The sequence below is a fragment of the Leifsonia sp. 10N434 genome (genome assembly GCF_056394405.1).
Genome location: NZ_JBFTHV010000001.1, coordinates 289,613 through 313,213, shown reverse-complemented (window position 1 = coordinate 313,213; position 23,601 = coordinate 289,613). Strand labels below are relative to the sequence as shown.

Below are 23,601 nucleotides of genomic sequence, written 5' to 3'. Positions count from 1 at the left end.
GACGACACAGCCCGCCCGCCTGTGACACCCCCGCCCACTCGCCGGCGGCGGGCGCGGCGGCAGGACGAGAATGACGAGAATGTCGAGAGATGTCGAATGGCACGGCCGCCGTTCGACGTGCAGACGTACGGCACCACCGATGCGCCCGACAGGGCCGACCCGAAGGGACCACCCATGAAGTACATGATGTTCGTCGTCACCGACCCCACGCCCGACAGCCCCAGCGACGAGTCGGATGTCGACCTCTGGGTCGACGAGCTCGACGCCAGCGGCAAACGCGTGATCGGCGAGGTGCTCGAGAAGCCGGCCAACTCGAAGGTGGTGCGCGTGCGCGACGGCAAGCGCTACGTCACCGACGGCCCGTTCACCGAGACCAAGGAGTGGATCTGCGGGTTCGACATCCTCGAGTGCGACAGCATGGACGAGGCGATCGAGATCGCGTCACGACACCCGATGGCGCGCAACGGTCAGCTCGAACTGCGGCCGTTCATGGTGTGGGAATGACGGCTCGCCACTCGTCGGCGACCGCCTCGAGCCCGGCCGCGCGGAAGGCGAGGATCGCCGCGCCTGTGCGTCCGGCATCCCCGCCGAGTTCGCTGCGGACCACACGGGGCCGCTCGCGCCAGGCCAGCCCCGCGGACATCCGGGCCGTGAGAGGGATCATCAGCGCATCGCCGGCGCGGGAGAATCCTCCGCCGAGCACGATCACCTCGGGGTCGAGCAGCAGGGTCAGGATGTTGAGGCCCTGAGCGAGCACGTCGACCGCCTGCGTCCAGACGCGGTCGGCGACGGCGTCGGAGCCGAGACGCGCGACGATCTCGCGCGAACTCAGGGCGGCCCCGCCCGCTGCGGCGTAGCGTCGGGCGAGGCCGGCGCCGGAGACGTAGACCTCGAGGCATCCGCGTTGACCGCAGGTGCACTGCTCGCCGTCGATGACGACAGGGATGTGCCCGAATTCTCCGGCCGCGCCGGTGGCGCCCGTGACGGTGCCGCCCGCGGTCACGAGGGCGGCGGCCACGCCGGTGCCGATCGGCACGAGGACGAAGTCGCCGGTTCCGCGGGCCGCGCCGATCAGCCGCTCGGCCACGCCTGCCGCGCGCACGTCGTGGCCGAGCGCGACCGGCACGTCGAGCGCGTCGCGCAGGGCATCCCGCAGCGGCACATCCCGCCAATCCAGGTTCGACGCGTAGCGCACGATCCCGCGCTCCTCGTCGATCATCCCCGGGGTCGCGACGCCGGCGCCGACGACGCGGCAGCCCAGGCCGGATGCGCTCTCGCCCAGGTCGCGGAACAGCGAGATCAGGGCCCCGACGACCTCGGATGCCGGGGTCGGTCTGGTGAGCTCGACCAGCGTCTCCCCGCGGTCCGACACGACAGCGCCCTTCATCGCCGTGCCGCCCAGGTCGACTGCGAGCACCGCGGTGCCGGCTCCCCGCTCGTGTGTCAGCAGCAGGCTCCGCGCGCCCTCCGCTCCGCTCATGCCGCCGCTCCTTCTCCGCCGTCGCCGAGTTCGCGTCCGTCGCCGAGTTCGCGTCCGTCGCCGCGCCCGAGAGCATCCAGCAGCTCGCGCACGATCGCCTCCGACGTCGCGATGCGCACGCCCGAGTCGTAGACCGAGGCCGCCGTGCCCAGTGCACGCGACGCGCTCGGGATCGCCGTCGCCGCACGCAGGTGCACCTCGGCGACGCCCGTACGGCGCACGACCTCGGCCGCATTCGCCGTGCGCACCCCGCCGCCGGCGAGGATCGCGATGCGCCCGTCCGCACGCGCGACGAGTGCGGCGAGCGTGTCTGCGCCCTCCAGCGCCGAGGCCGCGCCGCCCGAGGTCAGCACGCGTGCGACGCCGAGCGCGATCAGCTCGTCGAGGGAGGCGTCGAGGTCCGGGGTCTGGTCGAACGCCTTGTGGAAGGTGACGGACGAGTCGCCGGCCGCGTCGAGCATCCGGCGCGTGGCATCCGTGTCGATCGTGCCGTCGGGGCGCAGCGCGCCGACCACGAAGGCGAGGGGTACGTGCGAGGGGTTCGGCAGCTGCCGCATCGCCCGGATGTCGTCGACCATGGCGTCGACCTCCGCCGCGCTGTACACGAAGTCGCCCGCTCGCTGCCGGATGAGCACGTTGATCCCGATCGAGCGGGCCGAACGCAACGCCGTCGCGACCGTGCCGATGCTGGGGGTGATGCCGCCGTCGCCGAGCGACGCGCAGAGCTCGACGCGGTCGGCACCGGCGCGCTCGGCCGCCGGTACGCCGTCGAGGTCGTCGAGGCAGATCTCGACGAGGGTCACGCGACGCGCTCCAGTGCCGTCGCCAGGTCGTGGCCGACCTCGATCGAACCGACAGGGACGCCGCCGCCGAGCACGGGCAGGTCGGTGAGCGCGGTCGCGCCCGACACATTCGTTCCGAGCGCCTCGAGCACGCGCAGAGCGAGCAGGGTCGTCGCGCGCGGGCTGCCGTCGACGATCTTCATCGACACCGCGGTGCCGTCCGCCGCCGCGACACCGATGACGCCCTCGGCGCCGCCCTTCGCAAGGGCTCCCGGCACGGTCTCCATCAGCGTCGAGTTCTGGTGACCGGAACCGCCGACATAGAACGGATGCTCGCGCATGGCGGCGGCGACCAGGCCGGCGGGCGAGTCGGCGTCCGCCTGAACGAGCGCACGGAAGGCCTGCGCGACACCGCGAACAGTCGTGCCGAACAGCGGGGCGCCGCAGCCGTCGATCGCGTCGAGGCCGACCGGCACTCCGGTGAGCTCTGCCATCGTCGAGCGCACGTGCTGCTGCAACGGATGCGCGGTCTCGAGATAGTCGTGCGTCGACCAGCCGTTGACCGCGCAGGCGAGCAGCATCGCCGCGTGCTTGCCCGAGCAATTCATCCGGATGCGGGCACGCGGCTCGCCCGCGCGCACCAGGCGTTCGAAGGTCCCCTCGTCTTCCGGGCGGTCGACGGGACAGCCGAGCGCCGACTCGTCGAGCCCGGCACGTTCGAGGATCGCGCGGACGACGCGCACGTGCTCGTCCTCTCCGGTGTGACTTCCGGCGGCGATCGCGAGTTCCGGCCCGGCGAGGGGAGCGCCGGCGGTCAGGCAGGCGAGTGCCTGCAGGGGCTTCACCGTCGAGCGCGGCAGCACCACGGCATCCGGCAGACCCAGTTCGAGCAGGGGAGCGCCCGAGGGGTCGACGGCCACCAGGGAGCCGAAGTGACGGCTCTCGATCAGCCCGGAACGGGTCACGACCGCGAGCTCGGCGAGCGCGGCGACCGTGGGATCGATGGGATCGATGGGATCGGCGAGGCCGGTGGAGTCAGACATTCGCGGCTTTCGTGTGATCGGCCGCCGGCAGCGCCGGCAGGTTCGGAAGCGGGGAGGTGCGCCGGCGCGAGCCGCGCTGCAGCCGCGACGCCAGGGCGGAGAGACTGCCGTTGACCACCAGGTAGATGAAGGTCACGGCGATGTAGGTCGGGATCAGCAGGTGCAGGTAGGAGGCGAGCACCTGGCCCCGGTAGAGGAGCTCGGTGAAGGCGACGATGTAGCCGAGCGAGGTGTCCTTCAGCAGGCTGACCAGCTGGGTGACGAGCGACGGGGCGACGTTGCGCAGCGCCTGGGGCAGCACCACGAAGCGCGTCGCCTGCCACGACCGCAGGCCGAGGCTCAGGGCAGCCTCGCGCTGGCCGCGCGGCAGGCTGGCGACGCCGGCGCGCACGATCTCGGCGAAGACCGCCGAGTTGGCGATCGTCAGGGGCACGACCAGCTTCCACAGGGTCGGCAGGTTGATGCCGATCTGCGGGAGGCCGAACAGCATCAGGTAGATCATCAGCAGCACCGGCACGGTGCGCGCGATCTCGATGTACGCGGAGCAGAGCCAGCGCAGCCAGCGTTGGTTGCTCATCCGGCCGAGGGCGAGCAGCACGCCGAAGAGGCCGCCGAGCACCGCCACGATCGCGGCCGCCTCGAGCGTTCCGAGCAGGCCGACCAGCAGGTACTGCCAGATCGCCCACTCGGTGAACGGCGCCCAGCGCTCCGAAGCGAACTGGCCGTGCGACGCGAACTGCCAGAGCCCGAGGCCGATCACGATCGCGAAGACGGCGCAGCTCACGATCGAGCCGAGCAGGATGTTGCGCTTGCCGCGCGGACCCGGCTGGTCGTAGATGAAGGAGGCGGCATAGGAGCGCTTGCCGGCACGCGAGGAGCGGGCGCGCGAGGAGCGCCGTGCGCGATCCGGTCGGCCTGGCGTCTGGTTCGGCCGGTCGGGGATGAGCTGGGCGGTCATCGGACGATCGCCACCTTTCGTTCGACCCAGCCGGCGCTGAGCCCGATGACGAGCGCGATGGCCATGTAGATGAGCCCGGCTCCGGAGAAGATGAGGATGGGCTGCGCGGCGACGAGGTTGATCTTGTTCACGGTCGCGGTGAGCTCGACGACGCCGACCGCCGCGGCGAGGGCCGTGTTCATCGCGAGGGCGATCATCACGTTGCCGATCGGCTGCACGACAGCGCGCAGCGCCTGCGGGATGACGACGTAGCGCAGCGACTGGCCGAGCGTCAGGCCGAGCGCGCGCGACGCCTCGACCTGCCCGACGCCGACGGTGTTCACACCGCTGCGCACGGCTTCGGCCACATAGGCCGCCTCGTACACGGTGAGCACGATGATCGCCGTGGGCGTGAGGGGCAGCAGGATGCCGGCATCCGGCAGGGCGAACACGGCGAGCAGCAGCAGCGCGAGCAACGGCACATTGATGAAGAACTGCACGTAGGCGAACGCGGCCGCGCGCAGGATCGGGATCGGGCTGACGCGCGCGACCGTCACGAGCACGCCGAGCACGATCGACCCGACGCCGGCGATGACGGCCATCATCAGCGTCGTGCCGAGCGCCTGGGCGATCAGCCCGAGGTTGTCGATCAGGGGGTTCATGGTTCGCTCACCGGGTTCGAAGGGTCGAGGTGGGAAGTGGGGATGCGGCGGAGGATGTGTGGGCACTCCGCCGCATCCCGGCCGGTCAGGAGCCCGGGACCGAGCCGATCGCCGGCGGGGTCGGGACCGCGGAGTCGGTCACGGTGCCGAGCGTGGTCTTCCACGCCTTGCCCCACTGGCCGCCCTCCTGGATCGTCTTCAGCCAGTTGTTGACGAAGGACTTGAAGTCCGCGTCGCCGTGCTTGAGGCCGATGCCGTACGGCTCCTTGGTGAACGGGTTGCCGACGACCTTGATCTGCTTCTCGCTGGCCGCGTCGCTGGCGAGCAGCGTGTAGTCCTGCACGTAGGCGTCGCCGCGGCCCTGGATCAGCGCCTGCACGGCCGCCGGGTCGGTGCCGAACGCGGTGACCTTGGCCGTCGGAGCGACCTTGGGCACCTCGGTGACGGCCGGGGTGTTGGCGCCGACGATGACGTTCTTGCCGTCGATGTCCTTGACGCTCTTGATGCTGGTGTTGTCGCTCTTCACGGCGACCGCCAGGCCGGACTCGAAGTACGGTCCGGCGAAGTCGACCTGCTTCGCGCGCTCCTCGGTGATCGTGTAGGTGTTGAACACGACGTCGACGGTGCCGTTCTGCAGCATCGCCTCACGGGTCTCGGATGCCGGCGGCACGATCTCCACGTTGGGCTTGCCCAGGATGTAGATCGCGAGCAGCTTGGCGAGATCGGCGTCGAACCCGTTCACCTGGTCGGGGTTGGTCGGGTCCTGCTGCGACAGCAGCGGGGCGTCGAGGGCCTCGGCGACGACGAGCTTGCCGCGCTTCTTGATGGCCTCCATGGTGGATCCCGAGAGGATGAGGTCCGACTTCGCGACGGGCGCGTCGGCGAACACCGAGTCGGCGCTCGACGAGCTGGCGCTGGAGCCGCTGCCGGGGAGGCTGGTGGTGCTGGAGCAAGCCGAGACGGCGAGCGTCACGGCCGCCAGCATGAAGCCGGCGACTGCCGCCTTCCTGCGGGTGCTGCGGGGGGTGCGGGTCATGTGGTGCGTCCTTTCCTTACCTTCAGTGAGGATCGCCGGGGCGATCGGGTTGGTGCAGGGCGGTACCTTCCGTTCGCTAGTGCGAGAGGACGGAAGCCAGGAACGAGCGCGCGCGCTCGGAGTTCGGGTTGTCGAAGAAGTCGGCCGGGGTCGCCTGCTCCACGATCTGCCCGTGGTCCATGAAGACCACGCGGTCGGCGGCGCGGCGGGCGAAGCCCATCTCGTGCGTGACGACGATCATCGTCATGCCCTCCTTGGCGAGCGAGGTCATGACCTCGAGCACTTCTCCGACCATCTCGGGGTCGAGCGCGGAGGTGGGCTCGTCGAACAGCATCACCTTGGGCTGCATTGCGAGCGCCCGGGCGATCGCCGCCCGCTGCTGCTGGCCGCCGGAGAGCTGGGCCGGGTGGCTGTTCGCCTTATCGGCGATCCCCACGCGCTCGAGCAGGGTCATCGCCTCGGCTTCGGCGGCGGCCTTCTTGAGACCGCGCACCTTGATGGGAGCGAGCGTGATGTTGTCGAGGATCGTGCGGTGGGCGAAGAGGTTGAACGACTGGAAGACCATTCCGACGTCGGCGCGGAGCTTGGCCAGCGCGGCACCCTCGACGGGAAGGAGCTCGCCGTCGACCCGGATCTCGCCCTCGTCGATGGTCTCGAGGCGGTTGATGGAACGGCACAGCGTCGACTTGCCCGAACCGGACGGGCCGACGACCACCACGACCTCCTGGGGCGCCACCTCCAGCTCGATGTCTTTGAGCACGTGCAGTTCGCCGAAGTGCTTGTTGACCGCGTGCAGGCTCACCATCGGCCGTGCATCCGTTGCTGTCATCGGGGTTCCTCGCGTCATCGTCGTTCGGGTTTTCGAAAGCGTACTAAGTGATCCAGGTATTACGCAATATCGGAATTACTTAGTCCGAAATCGAACGAAGTGTGTACAGTAGTCTCTACCCAAACGACAGAGGAGTGCGCCGCCGCCATGAACAGCACGACGGATGCCCTGCTGGGCCACGGCTCGTCAGCCGGGGCGATCCTCGATCTCATCCGTTCCGGGCATGCGCGTTCGCGAGCGGATATCGCGCGTTCGACAGGTCTGTCGCCCTCCACCGTCGCTCAGCGCATCGACGGCCTCATCGAGGCCGGCTACGTGAGGGAGGCGGGTGAAGGCGTCTCCCAGGGCGGCCGCCGGCCGCGGACACTTGAGATCGACCCCTCCACCGGTGTCGTCTGCGTCGTCGACCTCGGTTCGCATCACGCCACCTTCGGCCTGCTCGACCTCGGCGGCCGTCTGCTCGCCGTGCGCAACGAGAACATGGACGTCGGCGACGGACCCCGCCGCATCCTGACCTGGATCATGGGCGTCGCCGACGAGCTCGTCGCCGAGCACGGCGAGCCCGGTCAGCGCCTGCGCGGCTTCGGCATCGGCCTGCCCGGTCCCGTCGACTCGACCACCGGGTTGATGGTCTCGCCGTCGCGGATGCCCGGCTGGAACGGTGTCGACGTCGCCGCCATGATGACCTCGCTCAGCGGCCTGCCGACGGCCACCGACAACGACGCCAACCTGATGGCGCTCGGCGAGCACGTGAGCCTGAACGACGACGTTCAGCATTTCGTCTTCGTCAAAGCGGGCTCGAGCATCGGCTGCGGTGTGATCGCCTCCGGCGGCCTCTATCACGGCCATCACGGGATGGCGGGCGACATCAGCCACGTGACCGTGCCGGGCGCGCCGCCGGTGCTCTGCTCCTGCGGTCGCACCGGATGCCTCGACGCCGTCGCCGGGGGAGCGGCGATCGTGCAGGCGCTGCGGGGCGCCGGAGTCGACGTGGCCGACACCAGCGAGGTGCTGGCGCTCGCCAGGGATGCGCATCCGCTGGCCACCCAGATGCTGCGCGAGGCGGGCACCCGGGTGGGCGGCGTGCTGGCGACCATCATGAACTTCTTCAACCCGCAGCGGCTCGTGCTCGGCGGCATCCTCGGGGAGGCTGAGGCGTTCGTCGCCGGGGTGCGGTCCACGATCTACTTCGAGTGCCTGCCCATGGTGACCGACAGCCTGGACATCGCGGTGAGCATCGCCAAGGATCGCGCCGGCGTGCTGGGCGCCGGACGGCTCGTGCTCGACAAACTGTTCGACGCCGCCGAGGTCAGCCGCCGGGTGCGCTGATGGGGGATCCACTGCCGAGTCCGCACGGCGTCGCCATCGTCGGTGCCGGCCGGATGGGCGACGCGCACGCTACGGCGTGGGCGGCTCTGGGGGTGCCCATCCGGGCCGTCGTCTCACCCCGCCGTCGTCCCGCGCTCGCCGCAGCGCCGGATGCCCGCTGGGCCACCACGCTCGACGATGTGCTCGCCGACCCGCGCGTGACGATCGTCTCGATCTGCACCCCGACTCCGTCGCACGCGTCGCTCGCCATCCGGGCCCTGGAGGCCGGCCGCCACGTGCTGCTCGAGAAGCCGATCGCCCTCACGGTGCCGGATGCGCGCGCGGTGGCGGATGCGGCGGAACGCGCGGCGGGCATCCTGATGGTGGCGCACGTGGTGCGGTTCTTCCGTGGGTACGCCGAACTCGCCGAGCGGGTGGCCGCCGGATCGGTCGGCGAGGTCCGTGCGGTGCGGGCGACGAGGCTGTCGGCTGCACCGACGTGGGCGTCGTGGCTCGAGGACGACGAGCAGTCGGGCGGGATGGTGGTCGACTTCGCCATCCATGACTTCGACCAGGCGAACCTGCTGCTCGGCGCGCCGGTGGCGGTCCGGAGCATCCGGGTCGGTGCGGCGGCCGGAGCGGGAGAGTCTGCGTTCGGCGAGCCCGTGGCCACGACGATCGAATACGCCGGAGGCGGCGTCGCGCAGGTGCTCAGCGCGGCCGACCTGCCGGAGGGGTTCGCGTTCGGCAGCACGCTCGACGTCGTCGGGTCGGACGGTGTCGATGCGGTGGTCGGCGACGGGGGAGACCCGTTCCTCGAGCAGGCGCGCTACTTCCTGCACTGCGTTGAGGCGGGGTCTGAGCCTTTTCGTTCCCCGGTTACCGGTGCGGTCGATGCCCTCCGCGTCGCTCTCGCCGCCCGGCGCTCGCTGCGTTCGGGCGACCGCGAGACGGTTGCCGGCGCCTGAGGCGGGTGGTCAGGGGCGGTACTCGTCCTTCGGCGGCAGGTACATCGACTGGGCCTCCGGGTCGGCGCTGCGTCCGCCTTTGGTGCCGCTGCCGACGATAGCCAGCACAGTGCCCACCCGCTCGAGCACCCGCGACGCGGACCCGCCGGCGCTCCTGAGCACGTTCCGCAGCCCCGTGAAGAAGCGCATGGTTCCCCCATCCCTTGCCGTCACCATACTCAGCTCGGCACGGATGCGCGACGGTCGCGTCGGAGGAGCCGCGCGGTCAAAGGGTCGACAGGTCGTCGTCAGGTGGTCGTCATTCGCCGAGTTCGGCTGCGAGACGGTCCGCCATGTCGTTGAGCGCGTGAGCGACGACGGCGGCCTCGGCGGCCGGAAGGGCGTCCATCGCGTCGACAAGTGAGCGGTGGAAGGTCTCGTAGGCCCCGGTGATCTTCGTGGCGGCGTCCTGCGTCGGAACGAGCACCCAGGCGCGTCGATCCGTGGGGTGGGGCGCGCGCTCGAGCTGGTTCAGTTCGACGAGATGGTCGACGATCTTGGTCACCGATGCGCTCGAGAGCCCGAGCATCACGATCAGGTCCTTCGGTCCGAGTTCGCGATCCTCCCGCTGCGCCTGCAGCAGATACCGGATGGCGTGGAATTCGTGATTGCTGAGGCCCGTCGATCGCCGGACCCGCTCGATGCCGATCTCCCCGATGCGGTTCAGCCGCAGGAGCGCGTCGATGGGCGCTTTGGCCGACTCATTGACCGGCCCCTGGCTGTACAGGTGCTCTTGCTCGCGGCGCACGACATTCAGCGGCATCTTCTATCGGACTCCCTTGCTACTTACGACGGCTCTCCGGGCCGTCGCGTGCTCGTCGGGGCTAGGGTAACCCGATCGAGCCCGGCGCTGCACATGTGCATCGCGCCTGTCACGGCAGATCGCTGAGCTTGGTGAAGAGGAGACGCCCGAGATGGCGTTCGAGGTGGAGCTGAGCCGCCACGAGGTCGCCGAAATCGCCGAGATACTGGGCGAACGTGTCGCGCACGTAGAAGTGGTCGCCGTTGCGGTCGATCGTCCCGCCGAAGTAGCCGTTGTAGGAGGCCACCCAGAAGTCCGTGTCGGCGAGGCGCCAGGCCACCTCGAGTTCTTCGGGGGCGGCCTGCGTGGTCGCAGTCCGGCTGGTGGTGGAGTGGTCGAGGAGCATCATGCGAGCGACCCCGACATCGCGAGGAGACCGGCGGTCGTGATGACGCACACACCGCAGGCGACGCCGGCGGTGCGCACCAGGATGCGCTCGCGCGCCGCTTCACGGACCTCACTGAACGGGCTGGCGGCAGCGCCCACCGCTCGAACGAACATACTCATCTGACGGCCCCAATCTGTCGGACAAACTCTCTTACGCCCAAACTTTCTCACAAAGTAAGAGAATCACGAAGTAAGAAAGTCACCCCTTGACAGAGTCGTCGAACGCGGTAGTGGCAGCCCCGGCCATCCGGCGGATGCGCGGCGCGGGCACAGTCCGCGCTCAGCCGCGGGCGCGATGATTCTGTGAAGACGTACAGATTGCGACCCGCGCATCCGTCGCCTCTCGATCGGAGTGGACCATGGGATTCCTCGACCGCCTGCTCGGCCGTGAAGAGCCGCAGCACAACGCTCCCGCACAGAACGCTCCCGCGAGGGGCCAGCAGGGCGCGCAGCGCACCGACGACGAGATCGCGGTGGAGCGCTACCGCTACCTCCTGCGCACGGCTCCGCCGGAGACCATCGAGCAGGTGCACGAAGAGGCGTTCGCGAAGCTGACCCCGGAGCAGCGCCGACTGCTCTTCACCCAGCTCAGCGAGAACGCGCCGGCCGGTGACCAGCCGCGGGGCGACGACCCGCGCTCGCTTGCGCAGGCGGCGACCCGGTCGGAGCTGCGCCAGCCGGGAACGCTCGAGCGTTCGCTCGGCGGTGGTCGCGGCATGGCCGGCGGGGCCGGCGGCATGGGCTTCGGCGGGATGTTCGCCACGTCGCTGCTCGGAAGTGTGGCCGGCTACGTGATCGGCTCCGCGATCGTGAGCTCGTTCCTGCCCGACCCGCAGGCGTACGCGGGCGGCGACGGCTCCGGCGACGGTTCAGGCGACAACGGGGGAGACTCCGGCTCCGGCGACACGGGCGGCGACGCCGGCTCGGGCGCCGACGCCGGCTCGGGCGCCGACGCGTCCGCCGCCGGCTGGGACGGCGGCGGCGGCGACAGCGGCTGGGGCGGCGGCGACTTCGGTGGCGGGGGAGATTTCGGCGGCGGAGGCGACTTCGGCGGCTTCTGACCGCCGGCGCCCTCAGCTGCTCGGGGCGCCCGCCCCGGGCGCGCTCCGCGCTCGGCTCCTCGGCCTCAATACCCGCTCGAACATTTGGGTGAAAAGTCGACTCTGGCGCGCTCAGAGTCGACTTTTGCCCCAAAACGCAGGGGCCCTCAGGCTTTACTTGCGCAAGTTTTGATTTAGTAACACTCTTGGTTTTATAGTCGCAGCAACCCACTCTGGGTGCATAGATCAGGAGTTTCAATGAAGAGACAACAGCTGCGCTTCGCCCTTGCGGCCGGCGTGATCGGCGTTCTGGGGCTCACCGCCTGTTCGGGTGGCGGCACCGAATCAGGCGGCGCATCCCAAGCCGATCCGAAGGCCAAGGTGACCATCACCGTCGGCGACATGCCCAAGGCGGACCAGCCCGCCGACCGGGCGAACTTCCTTCTGCGGGTCAAGGACTTCGAGAAGCAGAACCCGAACATCACGGTCAAACCGTCGACCGAGACGTGGGACGCCCAGACGTTCCAGGCCAAGCTCGCAGGTGGAACCCTTCCCACCGTCATGGGCGTCTCGCTCACCTACAGCCACGAGCTCATCCAGAACGGTCAGGCGCCGAACATGACGTCGTACCTCAAAGAGCTCGACATGGTTGACGACCTCAACCCGCTCGCTCTCAAGAACGTTCAGGACAAGGACGGCCAGATCTACGCCGTTCCGACCGGCCTGTTCTCGGTCGGGCTGGCCTACAACCGCAAGATCTTCCAGCAGGCCGGGCTCGACCCCGACAAGCCGCCGACCACGTGGGACGAGGTGCGCGCCGACGCGAAGACCATCTCCGAGAAGGTCCCCGGCGTCGCCGGGTACGCGCAGCTGACCGCCAACAACACCGGCGGCTGGATGCTCACCACGATGACCTACAGCATGGGTGGCCGCATCCAGAACGTCGAGGGCACGAAGACCGATTTCGGCCCCGCCACCACCCAGGCGCTCCAGCTGCTGCACGACATGCGCTGGGAGGACAACTCGATGGGCAACCAGTTCCTGTACGACCAGGACCAGGCCCGTCAGGCGTTCTCCGCCGGCAAGATCGGCATCGTGATGCAGGCGCCGGACATCTTCCAGCAGGCCACGCACAACTACGGGTTCGATGCCGCCAACTTCGGTGAGGGAGCGCTTCCTCAGGCGAACGGGGAGAACGGCACCCTCACCGGCGGCACGCTCAAGCTGTTCAACGTGAAGGCGTCGCCGAACGAGCTGCTCGCGGCCCTCAAGTGGATCAAGTACTACGAGTTCGAGCAGTACTACAACGAGAAGCTCGCGATCTCGAACGCCAAGGCGGCCGTCGCATCCGGCAACCCGGTCGGTCTGCCGAGCCTGCCTCCCGTCTCGGACAAGGTGAACGACCGGTACCTCGGCTGGGTGAAGGACCTGATCAACGTTCCCGTCGACCAGTTCTCCGGCTACACCGACTCGACCCTCAAGCTCATCCCCGAGCCTCCCGTGGCGACGCAGCAGACGTACGCGGCGCTCGACCCCGTGGTGCAGAAGGTGCTCACCGACAAGAACATCGACATCAAGCAGACGCTCGACCAGGCATCCCAGACCATCAACGGAATCCTGGCTCAGGCTCAGCGCTGATCCGCTCGGCTGCCGGGGTCGCATCGCGGCTCCGGCAGCCGGACGGTCGAAAGGTCGACAACGATGACGAAAACCCTCGAGCTCACCGCGCGACAGTCGCGGCCCGAGCCAGTCCGCACGCGCCGGCGCTTCTCCTGGAAGCGCTGGTACAACGCCGGAGGTCTGTCCGCGGTCGGATTCGCGATCCCGATCGTGCTGATCTTCCTCTACTTCTCGTGGGGCCCGATCGTTCAGGGCATCACGCTGAGCCTCCAGCGCACCAACCTCGTCGCCCCCGCCCAATGGGTCGGTCTCAAGAACTTCGAGTATGTCCTGGCCGATCCCGGGCTTCCGCAGGCGGTGCTGAACACGGCGTACTTCGCCGTGCTGGCGCTGATCATCGGCTTCCCGATCCCGATCATGCTGGCGGTGTTCATCAACGAGCTCCGCCGGTGGGACTGGCTGTACAACACGCTGGCCTACCTCCCGGCCGTCGTTCCTCCGGTCGCCGCCATCCTGCTCTGGAAGTTCTTCTACGACCCGTCGGGGTCCGGCATCTTCAACACGATGCTGGGCTGGTTCGGGCTCGGCCCGTTCCCGTGGCTCAACTCCGAGGCGATGGCGATGCCGTCGATCGTGCTCTACGCCACCTGGGCGGGCGCCGGCTCGACCGCGATCATCTACCTCGCCGCTCTCGGCACGGTCCGCACCGAGCTGTACGAGGCCGCGGAGATCGACGGCGCCGGCATCTGGTCGCGCATCTGGCACATCACGCTGCCCCAGCTGCGCAACATCATCTTCACGATGATGCTCCTGCAGCTGATCGGCACCTTCCAGCTGTTCACCGAGCCGTACCTGTTCACCGGTGGCGGTCCCAACAACGCCACCCAGACCATCCTGCTGAAGATCTACAACTACGCGTTCGTCAACGGCGATTACGGAGCGGCCACCGCGCTGAGCGTGCTGCTCGCGGTCTTCCTCGGGCTGCTCTCGTTCGTCTACTTCTTCGCCACCCGGAAATGGAGCCGCTCATGAGTGTCATCGACGACACCCTCGTGTCGACCGTCAACGATCAGACGCTGGCCGAGGCGTCGGCCGGCGAGCGGCGCCGAACCAGGAAGGCCGAGCCGAAGGAGCGGGGCGCGATCTCGATCGCCGACCGCAGACGGCCCGGGGTGAAGGTCGCAATGTGGATCATCCAGATCCTCGTGTTCGCCGGCCTCGTGTTCGCCGGTCTCGGGCCGCTCGCCTGGTCGGCGAAGGCGTCGATCACCAGCAGCCAGGCCATCATCTCCGACCCGATGGGCATCTGGTTCCAGCCGAACGAGTGGGGCAACTTCATCAAGGCGTGGAACGGCGCGCAGATCGGGCTCTCGCTCGGCAACACGGCGATCCTCGCCATCGGTTCGACCATCACAACGCTGTTCGTCTGCACCACCGGCGCCTACCTGCTCAGCGTGCTGCGGCCGAAGTGGGCGCCCTGGCTGACCGGTGCCATCCTCGCCACGCTCTTCCTGCCGGGGATCATCTCGCTCGTGCCGCTTTATCTGACCATCCTGAAGCTGCCCGTCGCCGGCATCAGCCTGCAGAACACGTTCTGGGCGGTCTGGCTTCCTGCGGGTGCGAGCGCGTTCAATGTCATCGTGCTCAAGAACTTCTTCGACTCCATCCCGCGTGAACTCATCGAGGCGTCCAAGATCGACGGCGCCGGGCCGATCAGAACCTTCACGAAGCTGGTCCTCCCGCTCTCGCGTCCCATCATCGGCGTCGTCGCGCTGCTCACGATCGTCGCCTCGTGGAAGGACTTCCTCTGGCCGATGCTCGTACTGCCCAACCCGAACCTGCAGCCGGTCTCGGTCGCGCTTCCCGCATTGGCCAAGGGCCCGACCCCGTTCGCGGTGCAGATGGCGGCGGTGTTCCTCACGATCATCATCCCGGTCATCCTGTTCGTCGCGTTCCAGAAGCAGTTCCTGCGCGGGGTCGGCACGGCGGGAGGGGTGAAGGGATGAGCGGTGTCGCGGGCGCACGTGTGCTGGTGACCGGAGCCTCCGGGCGGATCGGCTCGGTCACGGTCGAGCGGTTGGCGGCCGCCGGAGCGCGGGTGACGGCGTTGTCGAGCACACCGCCCGAGCAACCCGGCGCCGATCGGGTGCTGGTGGGCGACACCACCAGCGAGGCCGATGTTCGGGATGCGCTCGACGGAGTCGACCTCGTCGTGCATCTCGCCGCGCTGGCGCACAGGAACGCCGGCACCCCGTACGACGTGTACTCCGTCAACGTCGTGTCGACGTTCAACGTGCTGGCACAGGCGGGCGCGCTCGGCATCGAGCGGGCCGTCGTTGCGGGCAGCATCAACTCGTATGGTCTTCCGCAGAACGTGGTCGAACTGCTTCCCGCGTACTTTCCGATCGACACGAACATCCCGTTCGATCTCGGCGATTGGTACTCGCTCTCCAAGCGCAACGACGAGAACACGGCGCGGATGGCCTGGCGGCACTGGGGGATCGACGTGGTCACCCTGCGCTTCCCGCATGTCAACAGCCCGGATGCCCTGCTGGAGCAGAGTCGCGGCTACGCGGCGGATCCGGGTGAGGGGGTGCGGGAGGGGTGGTCGTACCTCGACACCCGGGATGCGGCGCGAGCCATCGAACTGGGCCTCACCGCTTCGACGCGCGGCGCCCACGCGTTCTTCCTCGCGGCCGACACCACCAGCGCGCCGTACCGCACCGAGGAGCTGCTCGACCGCTTCGCGCCGGGGGTGCCCCGCACGCGGCGCTTCGTCGAGCGCGAGGTCCCGATCGATCTGACCCCGGCCCGCGAGCTCATCGGCTTCCGGGCCGAGCACCAACTGCCGGTCGAGACCACCGACCTGCCCGCGACCGAACTGCCCGCGACCGACCTGCCGTAGCACCGGTTTCCGAGACCCACCAGCAGAAAGAGAGTCATGACCTTCGACACCTTCGCCAACCCGTGGCCGCCGCGCGAGAACATCGAGATCACCTCGGTGCGCGCGATCACGACCGCGCCGGAAGGAACGGCGCTCGTCGTCGTGCGCATCGACACGAACGTGCCGGGGCTGTACGGCCTCGGCTGCGCCACCTTCACGCAGCGATGGAAGGCGGTTCAGACGCTCGTGGACGAGCACCTCGCGCGCCTGCTGGTCGGGCGCTACCCCGGCGACATCACCGACCTCGTGCGGCTGTGCGCGTTCACCGGATACTGGCGCGGTGGCCCGGTGAGCAACAACGCGATCTCGGGCGTCGACCAGGCGCTCTGGGACATCGCGGGCAAGCGCGCAGGGCTTCCGGTGCACGAGTTGCTGGGCGGCAAGGTGCGCGCGGCGGCCGACACGTACATCCACGCGGCGGGGCGCACGGCCGACGAAGCGATCGAGCAGGCGCACGGCTTCATCGAGGAGGGCTGGCGGCACATCCGGCTGCAGCTCTCGACGCCGGGCGGCGGAGGCTACGGCGCACCGGCGCTGCCGACCGTGTATCCGGACGCCCCGTACCGCAATGGCTGGAGCGCCCGCGACTATCTGCGCAGGGTACCCGAGCTGTTCGAGGCCGCGCGCGCGGCGCTGCCCCGCGACACCGAGCTGCTGCACGACGTGCACTCGCGACTGACGCCCAAGGAGGCGGTCATCCTCGCCCGGTCGCTCGAGCCGTACGGCCTGTTCTTCCTCGAGGACGTGCTGCCGCCCGAGCACTGGGACCGGCTCCCGGAGGTGCGCGCCGCGAGCCCGGTGCCGCTGGCGGTCGGCGAGCTCACCACCTCGCTGACGGATGCCGTTCGGCTCGTGCGCGACGGCGGTGTCGACTTCATCCGCAGCCACGTCTCCGACATCGGCGGGCTCACCCCCGCCCGCAAGATCGCGGACCTCGCCGAGCTGAGCGGAGTGCGCACGGCGTGGCACGGTCCCGGCGACACGTCGCCGATCGGGGCGGCCGCGAACGTCGCCCTCGATGTGACCTCGGTGGCCTTTGGGATCCAGGAAGGCCACATCTACAATGAGGCCACGCACGACGTTTTCCCAGGGACCCTGCGCATCGAGAGCGGCTATCTCACGCCGAACGATGCCCCGGGGTGGGGCATCGACATCGACGAGGATGCCGCCGCCCGCTATCCGGCGGAGCTCTCGGGACACGACGCGTGGGCCGCTGGCGTCCGCCGGCCCGATGGCGCATTGGAGGCACCGTGACCCAGCTGAGCGAACCGCCGCGCGGCGCGGGCGATGTGCTCATCCATCGCGCGCAGCGACAGCGGTCGACTCAGCGTCAGCAGCCGGGAGCCAACCAGTACGACCTGGGCTCGTTCAACGAGGCGACGATCATCGAGACCATCCGGCAGGCCGGCACCATCAGCCGCACCGAGATCTCCGAGCTCACCGGCCTCACCCAGCAGTCCGTGTCGCGCATCCTGAGGGTGCTGCTCGAGCGCGGCCTGCTCGCCGAGGGGGAGCAGGAGCGCACCGAGCGGCTGGGAAAGCCCCGCACGCCGGTGCGGCTGCGCGCCGCTGCTGCCCACGCGATCGGCGTGCTCGTGGACCCCGAACTCATGTCGGTGGTGCTCGCAGATCTCGACGGCACGATCATCGTGTGGCGCAGCATCCCGCTCACGCACGACATGGCGCCGGATGCCCTGGTCGACGCGATCGCCCTCTGCTCGGAGGAGATGCTCGCCCGGCCGGAGCTCGTCGGGTCGGCGTTCCTCGGCGTCGGTGTGGCCGTGCCGGGACCGATCACGACGGATGGCTCGCTGCTCGACCTGCCGCTGTCGGAGGCCTGGCGCAACGTTCCGCTGCGGCAACTGCTCGCCGACCGGCTCGGATGCGCGGTCGTCGTCGAGAAGGACGGGGCCGCGGCCGCGATCGGCGAACGCTGGATCGGGCGCACGGCGCGAGCCGGCGACTTCGCCTACCTCTACTTCGGCACCGGCATGGGCTCCGGGCTTGTTCTCAACGGCGAGGCCTACCGCGGCGTCAGCGCCAACGCCGGCGAGTTCGGCCAGCTCTGCGCCATCCGCATCGGCAACGTCGACGCCCAGGGGCGCCCGATGCTGGTGCGCGAATGCAACCCGACGGCCGCGCTTCCCGAGATCGCGCGCGAACTCGGGTATTCGGGCACAGCGGTGACCTACCAGGAGATGTGCCGCGAGGTCGGGCGAGGGGACCCCGCTGCGTACGCCGCGGCCCAGCAGATCGCCGACATCATCGCGCTCGGCGCTGCTGCCCTGGTCGACCTGCTCGACCTGCCGACGCTCGTCGTCGGGGGTCCCGCGTTCGAGCCGGAGCTGCAGCAGCTCGTGCTCGCCACGATCGACCGCGCAGTGAACGAACTGCCCACGGCGCGATCCGCGCGTCATGTCACGGTCGAGCAGTCGCTGATCCCCGAGGGCGCCGGCGCGGTCGGCGCGGCGTCGATGATCTTCCACGCCTCGTTCGCGCCGTATGTGCGGAGGACGCAGAAGTACAGCCTGCTGTGAGCGATGCAGCACTCCTCGAACTCCAGGCGGCCGCTGTCGATCGACGCACGGGAACGGCGGGAACCGGCGGAGCCGCACCGGGCTTCACTGCGCTGATCGACCCGCGCGGCGCGCGGCTGGCGTCCCTGCGGATGCTCGAGCCCGCTGTTGAACTGCTCGCGACGACCCCGTGGGCCGACGACGACTGGGACGGCTCCCCGCCGCTGTCGGGCTCCTCAGCCGAATGGCATCGGCGCTACCCGGGCGGCTGGCACGTGCTGGCGCCGCACTCCGGCGACGCGCGCACGCTCGACGGGGTCGAGCATCCGTTCCACGGCGAGGCCGCCTGGCGGCTCTGGCGGCAGGTCGACGCGGGAGCGGCATCCGGTGCGAGCGTGTGGGAGGTGGCGTTGCGCACGGTCCCGCTGCTGCTGAGGCGCACCTTCCGGATGCGTGCCGACGGCGTCGACATCGTGCAGGAGTTCACCAATCGCTCCCGTCGCCCGGTCTCGTTCAGCTGGACCGAGCATCCGGCGTTCGGCCCGGCGCTGATCGACGCGACGACCGTCGTGGAGCTGGGTGAGCGCGTGCTGCCGGTGACCTTCCCAGCTGCGGGGCAGGGGCACGGCGACTTCGGCGCCTACGCGGCCCCGGCTCCGGGTGTGGCGCGCATCCGGAACCCGCGTACCGGGATCGAGGTCACGCTCTCATGGGACTCGTCGGTGCTGCCGCACGCGTTCGTGTGGCAGGAGCACCACGCCGGCGAGGGTTTTCCGTGGTGGGGGCAGGTGGATGCGATCGCGGTCGAGCCGGCGTCGCGGCCGTACGACGCCGATCCTGAGTCGCTCGGGCCGTTGCGTCTCGCGCCCGGGGAGTCGCTGGCGTCGACGGTGTCGCTCACGGCGCTAGTCGTGCGATAACGCGACACGGACCGCGCCCGCGTCGCGTTACCGCACGATCGGTCGCGCTCAGACGAGAGCGCGCACGCCGCCCGGGCCGTCGGAGAGCTCGACTGCCGCGGGTCGCTCGCAGGTGGTCTCGAGCGTCACCGTGGATCCGGTCGCCGAGGCCGTGAGCAGCGACTCCATGATGTCGAGCACGTGCAGGCCGAGGTCGCCGTTGGCCCGTGCTTCGACCCCGTCGGGCGTCGCCGCGAGGTCCGCCAAGCCGTAGCCGCGGGCGGCGTCGCGGTAGCCGGCGCTCGGTTCCAGGGTCTCCCAGTCGTCCGAGCCGAGCGGTCGCAGCCGCACGTCGCCGTCGAAGCCGTTCGGGTCGGGCACGACCATCGATGCCGCGTCGCCGTGCACCTCGATATTGGATGCTCTGGTCGCGACGGCGTCGAAGCTCATCACCAGCGTCGAGAGGGCTCCGGATGCGTGGCGGAGCACCCCGGTGACGTGGGTGTCCACATCCACCGGCACGACCTCGCCCGCGCGCGGTCCGGAGCCGATGGTGCGGGACTGCCGCGTGTGGCTCGCCGATCCCACCACGGAGACGACGGGGCCGAGCATGGTCACGAGCGCGGTCACGTAGTACGGCCCCATGTCGAGCAGCGGTCCGCCGCCCGGCTGGTAGTAGAAGTCGGGGTTCGGATGCCAGCGCTCGTGTCCGGGCGTGACCATCACCGCGGTCGCCGCGATGGGGGTGCCGATCAGGCCGTCGTCGATCGCCTTCCGCGAGGTCTGGATTCCGGTGCCGAGCACGGTGTCGGGCGCGCATCCGACCCTCACCCCGGCGGCACGGCCGGCCTCCACGACGCGCTTCGCGTCCGCGAGCGTCGCCGCGAGCGGCTTCTCGCCGTACACGCCCTTGCCTGCGGCGATCGCCTTCAGTGCGACCTCGGCGTGCGCGGCCGGGATGGTCAGGTTGAGCACGACGTCGATGTCGGGCGCCGCGAGCAACTCGTCGACGGTCGACGCGCGCACGCCCTCCGCCTCCGCGGCGGTGCGGGCGCGGCCCTCGTCGAGGTCGGCGATCGCCACCAGCCGCACGGCCTCGAGGCGGCGGAAGGTCGAGAGATAGGCGCCCGAGATGGCGCCGGCGCCGATGATTCCGATGTTCAGCGTGCTGCCCACAGCAGTCCCCTTTCGATGATGGTGCGCACCGGCTGGCTCTCGACGATCTCGAGCCGGTGCCCGGGGGCTGAGACGAAGACGCGTCCCTTGCCCCACTGCCTGGTCCAGATCGCGGGCGAGGTGACCGGGCGGTTCCAGGCGTCCCACGGTCGAGCATCCTGTGTCGTGGTCGCGAGCACGTCGTTGTACTCGTCGCTGAGCACCCAGTACTGCTCGGTGACGAGGTCGAAGTCGTCGATGCCCTGCGTGATCGGATGCGTTCTGCCGTACTCGGTGATGTGGACCGTGTACGGGATGTAGTTGTCCTCTTGCGCGCCGACGCGCTCGTCGGGAGCCTTACCCGCGTGATGGGCGAACTGGCCGCCGATCATGTGCAGGTAGTCGGCGTTGTCGCGGTAGGCGTCGGCGATGCCGCCGTGCCAGCCGGCGAGACCCGTGCCGTTCAGCACCGCGCGCTGCAGGCCGGCGAACTCCTCGCGCTCGATGGTGCTCATCGTTTTGATCTGCACGATGAGGTCGACCGTGTCGAGGTAGTCGCCGTCGGTGTAGACCGCCGTCGATTCCTCGGTGCGAACGTCGAAGCCGTTCGCCTCGAGGAACGGGATGAACAGGTCGGTGGTCTCGACCGGCATGTGCCCGTCCCAGCCGCCGCGCACCACCAGGGCGCGCTTCGTCCGTTCCGGGGTGGGCGGCGTGATTGCCACGTGATACTCCCTCGTAACTTGCGCAAACCACACAGTGCGGGATGCGACCAGAGAATCGTTTCACACCGGAATCCGGCCCTCAAGCGCGTGAACGGGATATTTGTTGCGCAACTAGCCGTGGGTATGCTTGCCGCATGGTTGTCAGTCATCGACGCGCGACGTTGCGCGACGTCGCCCAGCGCGCCGGCACGACCATCCCGACCGCCTCCAAGGTGCTCAACGGCCGCAGCGACGTGTCGAACGAGACGCGCACGGCGGTGCTCGAGGCGGTCTCGGAGCTCGGCTACGTGCGGCCTGCGGGCCGGTCGATCGCGGATGCGCGCGGCGACGACGCGTTCGTCGACCTGGTGATCAGTGGGATCGAGGGGACCTGGGCCAACCGCGCGCTCAGCGGCGTCGAGCAGGCCGCCGTCGACGCCGGGGTGGACCTCGTCGTGAGCGTCGCGCGACTTCCCGACGAGGGATGGCTGACGCGGCTGCTCGCCCGCCCGTCGCGCGGTGTGGTGCTCGCGCTCGTGAACGCCTCGACTCCGCAGCTCAACGCCTTGCAGGCGGCCGGAGTTCCGGTCGTGCTCCTCGATCCGGTCTCGCAGCCGCCGGCGTCCGTGTCGAGCGTCGGTGCCGCGAACTGGGCCGGAGCCCATGCCGCGGCTGAGCACCTGCTCGGGCTCGGGCACCGCAGCCTCGCCGTCATTGCGGGTCGGCGCGAGCACCTCTACAGCCAGGCCAGGGTCGACGGCTTCCGTTCGGCGGTCGGGATGCACGGCGACCGTCCCGTGCCGCGGGTCGCCTTCGCGGACTGGAAGCGGGACCGCGCGCGCCAGGCGGCGCTGGAACTCTTCCGCACCGCCGAACCCCCGACGGGCATCTTCGCCTGCTCGGACCACATGGCGCTCGGCGTGTACGAGGCGGCCGAGGAGTGCGGCCTCAGCATCCCGGAGGATGTCAGCATCGTCGGCTTCGACGATCTGCCCGAGGGGGAGTGGGTGCGCCCGCGCCTCACCACCGTCGAACAGCCGATCGCCGACATGGGCTCCGCTGCACTGCGGATGCTGCTGCGGCTGCGCAGCGGAGCGGCGGCGGGCACCCTGCGCGAGGAGCTGTCGACGCGGCTGCTCCTGAGGGAGTCGACCGGGCCGGCCACAGGCTGACGGCTGACGGCGTGCGACGGGCCGCCATCGCGAGAAGTGCCACTGTGCGGGAGCCGGCAGAGAATTGACGCTGCCGCTGCGCCGATTTCCGAGCGCCGCGCCTACGTAGCTCGGGTCCCTCGACGATGATTTCGCGCATGGAATTCTTGTCAGGCGGGAATGCTCCGAGGTGGCGCTTGGACGGATCAATCGTCCGACGGTGCGTGCTAATCTCTAACCATCACGATCAGCCCGCTCGCCTCACGGCTCGGGCTGATTTTCTTTAACGGAATGTGCCGTGCCTGAGTACAGCAAGCCATGGCTGACGCTCGACGAGCAAGTGGACAAGCTCGAAAGCCGCGGCGTCAGCGTGGTCTCCCGTGCCGAGGATCGCAACCTGCTGGCGAAGATCGGCTACTACCGTCTGTCCGGATACCTTTACCCGTTCCGTCTGTCCGAAACGTACATCGACGACGGCAGGCAGAAGGTGCGGGTTCTCGCTGACTACCGAGCCGGCACGACTGTCGCTTATGCGGCTGAGCTCATCGATTTTGATCGATGCCTGCGCATGCTGGTTCTGGAGGGAGTCGAGCGGATCGAAGTCTCTTTGCGCATGCAGGTCGCCTATACGTTGGGCGAGCGGTCTGCGTTCGCACATCAGGATCCGAAGTCGTACACGTCGTCGTTCACGGCCGAGCACCTCGACGAGGAAACCGGCGAGCAAAGGCCGAGCAAGCTTTCGCGAATGCTTGCCCGCATTCAGGACCGACAGAACGGTTCCGACGAGGCCTTCGTCGCTCATTTTCGTGATCGGTACGACGGCAGGCTTCCCATATGGGCGCTCACGGAGATCCTCGAATTCGGCCAGGTGGGGCAGCTGTTCGGCGGTCTTCAGAACGATCTCGCCAGCCGGATCGCCGCAGCGTACGCCGTGCCTACGAAAAAGATGTTCGGAAGCTGGATCTCGAGCCTCAACTATGTGCGGAACGTCTCGGCACATCATGCGAGGCTCTTCAACCGCATGCTGGTTATCGCCCCCAGCCGTCCTACCTTCGAGCAGGTTCCCCTTCTAGGGCACCTTCGCACCGAGGATGGCTCGAAAGCGACGTTCGGCACATACAACGCGCTCGCGATCATGGCCTACCTGATCTCTGTCATCGATCCGTCCTGCGACTGGAATCGTCGCCTGGCAGCGCAATTGCACGACTTTCCCCAGGGCGCCCTCTCGCTTGCCGACATGGGCGTACCTCTCGGGTGGGAGACTCAGGCGCTGTGGACGCGAGGATGAGCGGCCGATGA

General features: G+C 69.2%; 26 protein-coding genes. 13 read left to right on the top strand and 13 right to left on the bottom strand.

Annotated features, from left to right (window positions below; genetic code table 11):
- Positions 1–96: 96 nt before the first annotated feature.
- A complete protein-coding gene (locus tag AC1DB1_RS01445; protein ID WP_271177090.1) occupies positions 97–504 on the top strand; it encodes a YciI family protein in 408 nt (135 codons plus the stop codon).
- Here AC1DB1_RS01445 and AC1DB1_RS01440 read toward each other — a convergent pair.
- The 7 genes from AC1DB1_RS01440 to AC1DB1_RS01410 all read right to left on the bottom strand — a co-directional run bounded on the left by AC1DB1_RS01440 (position 488) and on the right by AC1DB1_RS01410 (position 6,769).
- Positions 488–1,480 carry an ROK family protein gene (locus AC1DB1_RS01440; protein WP_477199516.1) on the bottom strand — a complete coding sequence of 331 codons (993 nt, stop codon included), beginning with the start codon at positions 1,478–1,480 and terminating at the stop codon, positions 488–490. The genes AC1DB1_RS01445 and AC1DB1_RS01440 overlap by 17 nt on opposite strands.
- Positions 1,477–2,283, bottom strand: a complete 807-nt coding sequence (locus AC1DB1_RS01435) for a copper homeostasis protein CutC (protein ID WP_477199515.1) — start codon at positions 2,281–2,283, stop codon at positions 1,477–1,479. Before AC1DB1_RS01435 ends, AC1DB1_RS01440 begins: the two co-directional genes overlap by 4 nt.
- The gene (locus tag AC1DB1_RS01430) at positions 2,280–3,305 is read right to left on the bottom strand and encodes an asparaginase (RefSeq protein WP_477199514.1); all 1,026 of its coding nucleotides are present in this window, start codon (positions 3,303–3,305) and stop codon (positions 2,280–2,282) included. The genes AC1DB1_RS01435 and AC1DB1_RS01430 overlap by 4 nt, the downstream gene beginning before the upstream one ends.
- Entirely contained in the window at positions 3,298–4,263 is a 966-nt protein-coding gene (locus AC1DB1_RS01425; RefSeq protein WP_477199513.1) for an amino acid ABC transporter permease, read from the bottom strand. Before AC1DB1_RS01425 ends, AC1DB1_RS01430 begins: the two co-directional genes overlap by 8 nt.
- Positions 4,260–4,904: an amino acid ABC transporter permease gene (locus AC1DB1_RS01420; protein WP_271177095.1), complete on the bottom strand. Its 645-nt coding sequence runs from the start codon at positions 4,902–4,904 to the stop codon at positions 4,260–4,262. The genes AC1DB1_RS01425 and AC1DB1_RS01420 overlap by 4 nt, the downstream gene beginning before the upstream one ends.
- Positions 4,905–4,989: 85 nt before the next feature.
- Positions 4,990–5,940 carry a glutamate ABC transporter substrate-binding protein gene (locus tag AC1DB1_RS01415; protein ID WP_477199512.1) on the bottom strand — a complete coding sequence of 317 codons (951 nt, stop codon included), beginning with the start codon at positions 5,938–5,940 and terminating at the stop codon, positions 4,990–4,992.
- 76 nt (positions 5,941–6,016) lie between these two features.
- Positions 6,017–6,769: an amino acid ABC transporter ATP-binding protein gene (locus AC1DB1_RS01410; protein WP_271177097.1), complete on the bottom strand. Its 753-nt coding sequence runs from the start codon at positions 6,767–6,769 to the stop codon at positions 6,017–6,019.
- A 147-nt stretch (positions 6,770–6,916) separates the two neighbouring features.
- Here AC1DB1_RS01410 and AC1DB1_RS01405 point away from each other — a divergent pair, with 147 nt between their 5' ends.
- Together AC1DB1_RS01405 and AC1DB1_RS01400 are read left to right on the top strand one after the other, a co-directional pair.
- Positions 6,917–8,098 (top strand): ROK family transcriptional regulator, encoded by a 1,182-nt coding sequence (locus tag AC1DB1_RS01405; protein WP_271177098.1) that lies wholly within the window; start codon positions 6,917–6,919, stop codon positions 8,096–8,098.
- On the top strand, positions 8,098–9,045 hold the full coding sequence (locus AC1DB1_RS01400; RefSeq protein WP_477199511.1) for a Gfo/Idh/MocA family protein: 948 nt from the start codon (positions 8,098–8,100) through the stop codon (positions 9,043–9,045). The genes AC1DB1_RS01405 and AC1DB1_RS01400 overlap by 1 nt, the downstream gene beginning before the upstream one ends.
- Before the next feature lie 9 nt (positions 9,046–9,054).
- Here AC1DB1_RS01400 and AC1DB1_RS01395 read toward each other — a convergent pair whose 3' ends face one another.
- The 4 genes from AC1DB1_RS01395 to AC1DB1_RS01380 form a co-directional block, all read right to left on the bottom strand.
- Complete coding sequence (locus AC1DB1_RS01395) at positions 9,055–9,234, bottom strand: hypothetical protein (protein WP_477199510.1); 180 nt, start codon at positions 9,232–9,234, stop codon at positions 9,055–9,057.
- Positions 9,235–9,343: 109 nt separating this feature from the next.
- Positions 9,344–9,847, bottom strand: a complete 504-nt coding sequence (locus AC1DB1_RS01390; RefSeq protein ID WP_477199509.1) for a MarR family winged helix-turn-helix transcriptional regulator — start codon at positions 9,845–9,847, stop codon at positions 9,344–9,346.
- Positions 9,848–9,956: 109 nt separating this feature from the next.
- Positions 9,957–10,235, bottom strand: a complete 279-nt coding sequence (locus tag AC1DB1_RS01385) for a hypothetical protein (protein ID WP_477199508.1) — start codon at positions 10,233–10,235, stop codon at positions 9,957–9,959.
- Positions 10,232–10,393: a hypothetical protein gene (locus tag AC1DB1_RS01380; RefSeq protein WP_271177102.1), complete on the bottom strand. Its 162-nt coding sequence runs from the start codon at positions 10,391–10,393 to the stop codon at positions 10,232–10,234. The genes AC1DB1_RS01385 and AC1DB1_RS01380 overlap by 4 nt, the downstream gene beginning before the upstream one ends.
- A gap of 239 nt (positions 10,394–10,632) precedes the next feature.
- On the opposite strand from AC1DB1_RS01380, the gene AC1DB1_RS01375 reads away from it, so the two are divergent.
- The 8 genes from AC1DB1_RS01375 to AC1DB1_RS01340 all read left to right on the top strand — a co-directional run bounded on the left by AC1DB1_RS01375 (position 10,633) and on the right by AC1DB1_RS01340 (position 19,313).
- A complete protein-coding gene (locus AC1DB1_RS01375) occupies positions 10,633–11,334 on the top strand; it encodes a hypothetical protein (protein WP_477199507.1) in 702 nt (233 codons plus the stop codon).
- A 237-nt stretch (positions 11,335–11,571) separates the two neighbouring features.
- Positions 11,572–12,951 carry an ABC transporter substrate-binding protein gene (locus AC1DB1_RS01370; RefSeq protein WP_477199506.1) on the top strand — a complete coding sequence of 460 codons (1,380 nt, stop codon included), beginning with the start codon at positions 11,572–11,574 and terminating at the stop codon, positions 12,949–12,951.
- Between the two features lie 63 nt (positions 12,952–13,014).
- Entirely contained in the window at positions 13,015–13,965 is a 951-nt protein-coding gene (locus AC1DB1_RS01365; protein ID WP_271177105.1) for a carbohydrate ABC transporter permease, read from the top strand.
- On the top strand, positions 13,962–14,939 hold the full coding sequence (locus AC1DB1_RS01360) for a carbohydrate ABC transporter permease (protein ID WP_477199505.1): 978 nt from the start codon (positions 13,962–13,964) through the stop codon (positions 14,937–14,939). The genes AC1DB1_RS01365 and AC1DB1_RS01360 overlap by 4 nt, the downstream gene beginning before the upstream one ends.
- Entirely contained in the window at positions 14,936–15,838 is a 903-nt protein-coding gene (locus AC1DB1_RS01355; protein ID WP_477199504.1) for an NAD-dependent epimerase/dehydratase family protein, read from the top strand. The genes AC1DB1_RS01360 and AC1DB1_RS01355 overlap by 4 nt, the downstream gene beginning before the upstream one ends.
- 36 nt (positions 15,839–15,874) lie before the next feature.
- Positions 15,875–17,131, top strand: coding sequence for an enolase C-terminal domain-like protein (locus AC1DB1_RS01350; RefSeq protein ID WP_271177108.1), 1,257 nt, complete (start codon positions 15,875–15,877; stop codon positions 17,129–17,131).
- Positions 17,128–18,414: an ROK family transcriptional regulator gene (locus AC1DB1_RS01345; RefSeq protein WP_271177109.1), complete on the top strand. Its 1,287-nt coding sequence runs from the start codon at positions 17,128–17,130 to the stop codon at positions 18,412–18,414. The genes AC1DB1_RS01350 and AC1DB1_RS01345 overlap by 4 nt, the downstream gene beginning before the upstream one ends.
- Positions 18,411–19,313: a hypothetical protein gene (locus tag AC1DB1_RS01340; protein ID WP_477199503.1), complete on the top strand. Its 903-nt coding sequence runs from the start codon at positions 18,411–18,413 to the stop codon at positions 19,311–19,313. The genes AC1DB1_RS01345 and AC1DB1_RS01340 overlap by 4 nt, the downstream gene beginning before the upstream one ends.
- A 48-nt stretch (positions 19,314–19,361) precedes the next feature.
- On the opposite strand, the gene AC1DB1_RS01335 is transcribed toward AC1DB1_RS01340, so the two are convergent.
- Both AC1DB1_RS01335 and AC1DB1_RS01330 read right to left on the bottom strand, forming a co-directional pair.
- Positions 19,362–20,468, bottom strand: coding sequence for a Gfo/Idh/MocA family protein (locus AC1DB1_RS01335; protein WP_477199502.1), 1,107 nt, complete (start codon positions 20,466–20,468; stop codon positions 19,362–19,364).
- A complete protein-coding gene (locus AC1DB1_RS01330; protein WP_477200068.1) occupies positions 20,453–21,100 on the bottom strand; it encodes a ThuA domain-containing protein in 648 nt (215 codons plus the stop codon). Before AC1DB1_RS01330 ends, AC1DB1_RS01335 begins: the two co-directional genes overlap by 16 nt.
- A gap of 206 nt (positions 21,101–21,306) precedes the next feature.
- On the opposite strand from AC1DB1_RS01330, the gene AC1DB1_RS01325 reads away from it, so the two are divergent.
- Positions 21,307–22,323, top strand: a complete 1,017-nt coding sequence (locus AC1DB1_RS01325) for a LacI family DNA-binding transcriptional regulator (RefSeq protein WP_477199501.1) — start codon at positions 21,307–21,309, stop codon at positions 22,321–22,323.
- A gap of 277 nt (positions 22,324–22,600) precedes the next feature.
- Complete coding sequence (locus AC1DB1_RS01320; RefSeq protein ID WP_477199500.1) at positions 22,601–23,590, top strand: Abi family protein; 990 nt, start codon at positions 22,601–22,603, stop codon at positions 23,588–23,590.
- The last annotated feature ends 11 nt before the right edge of the window (positions 23,591–23,601 follow it).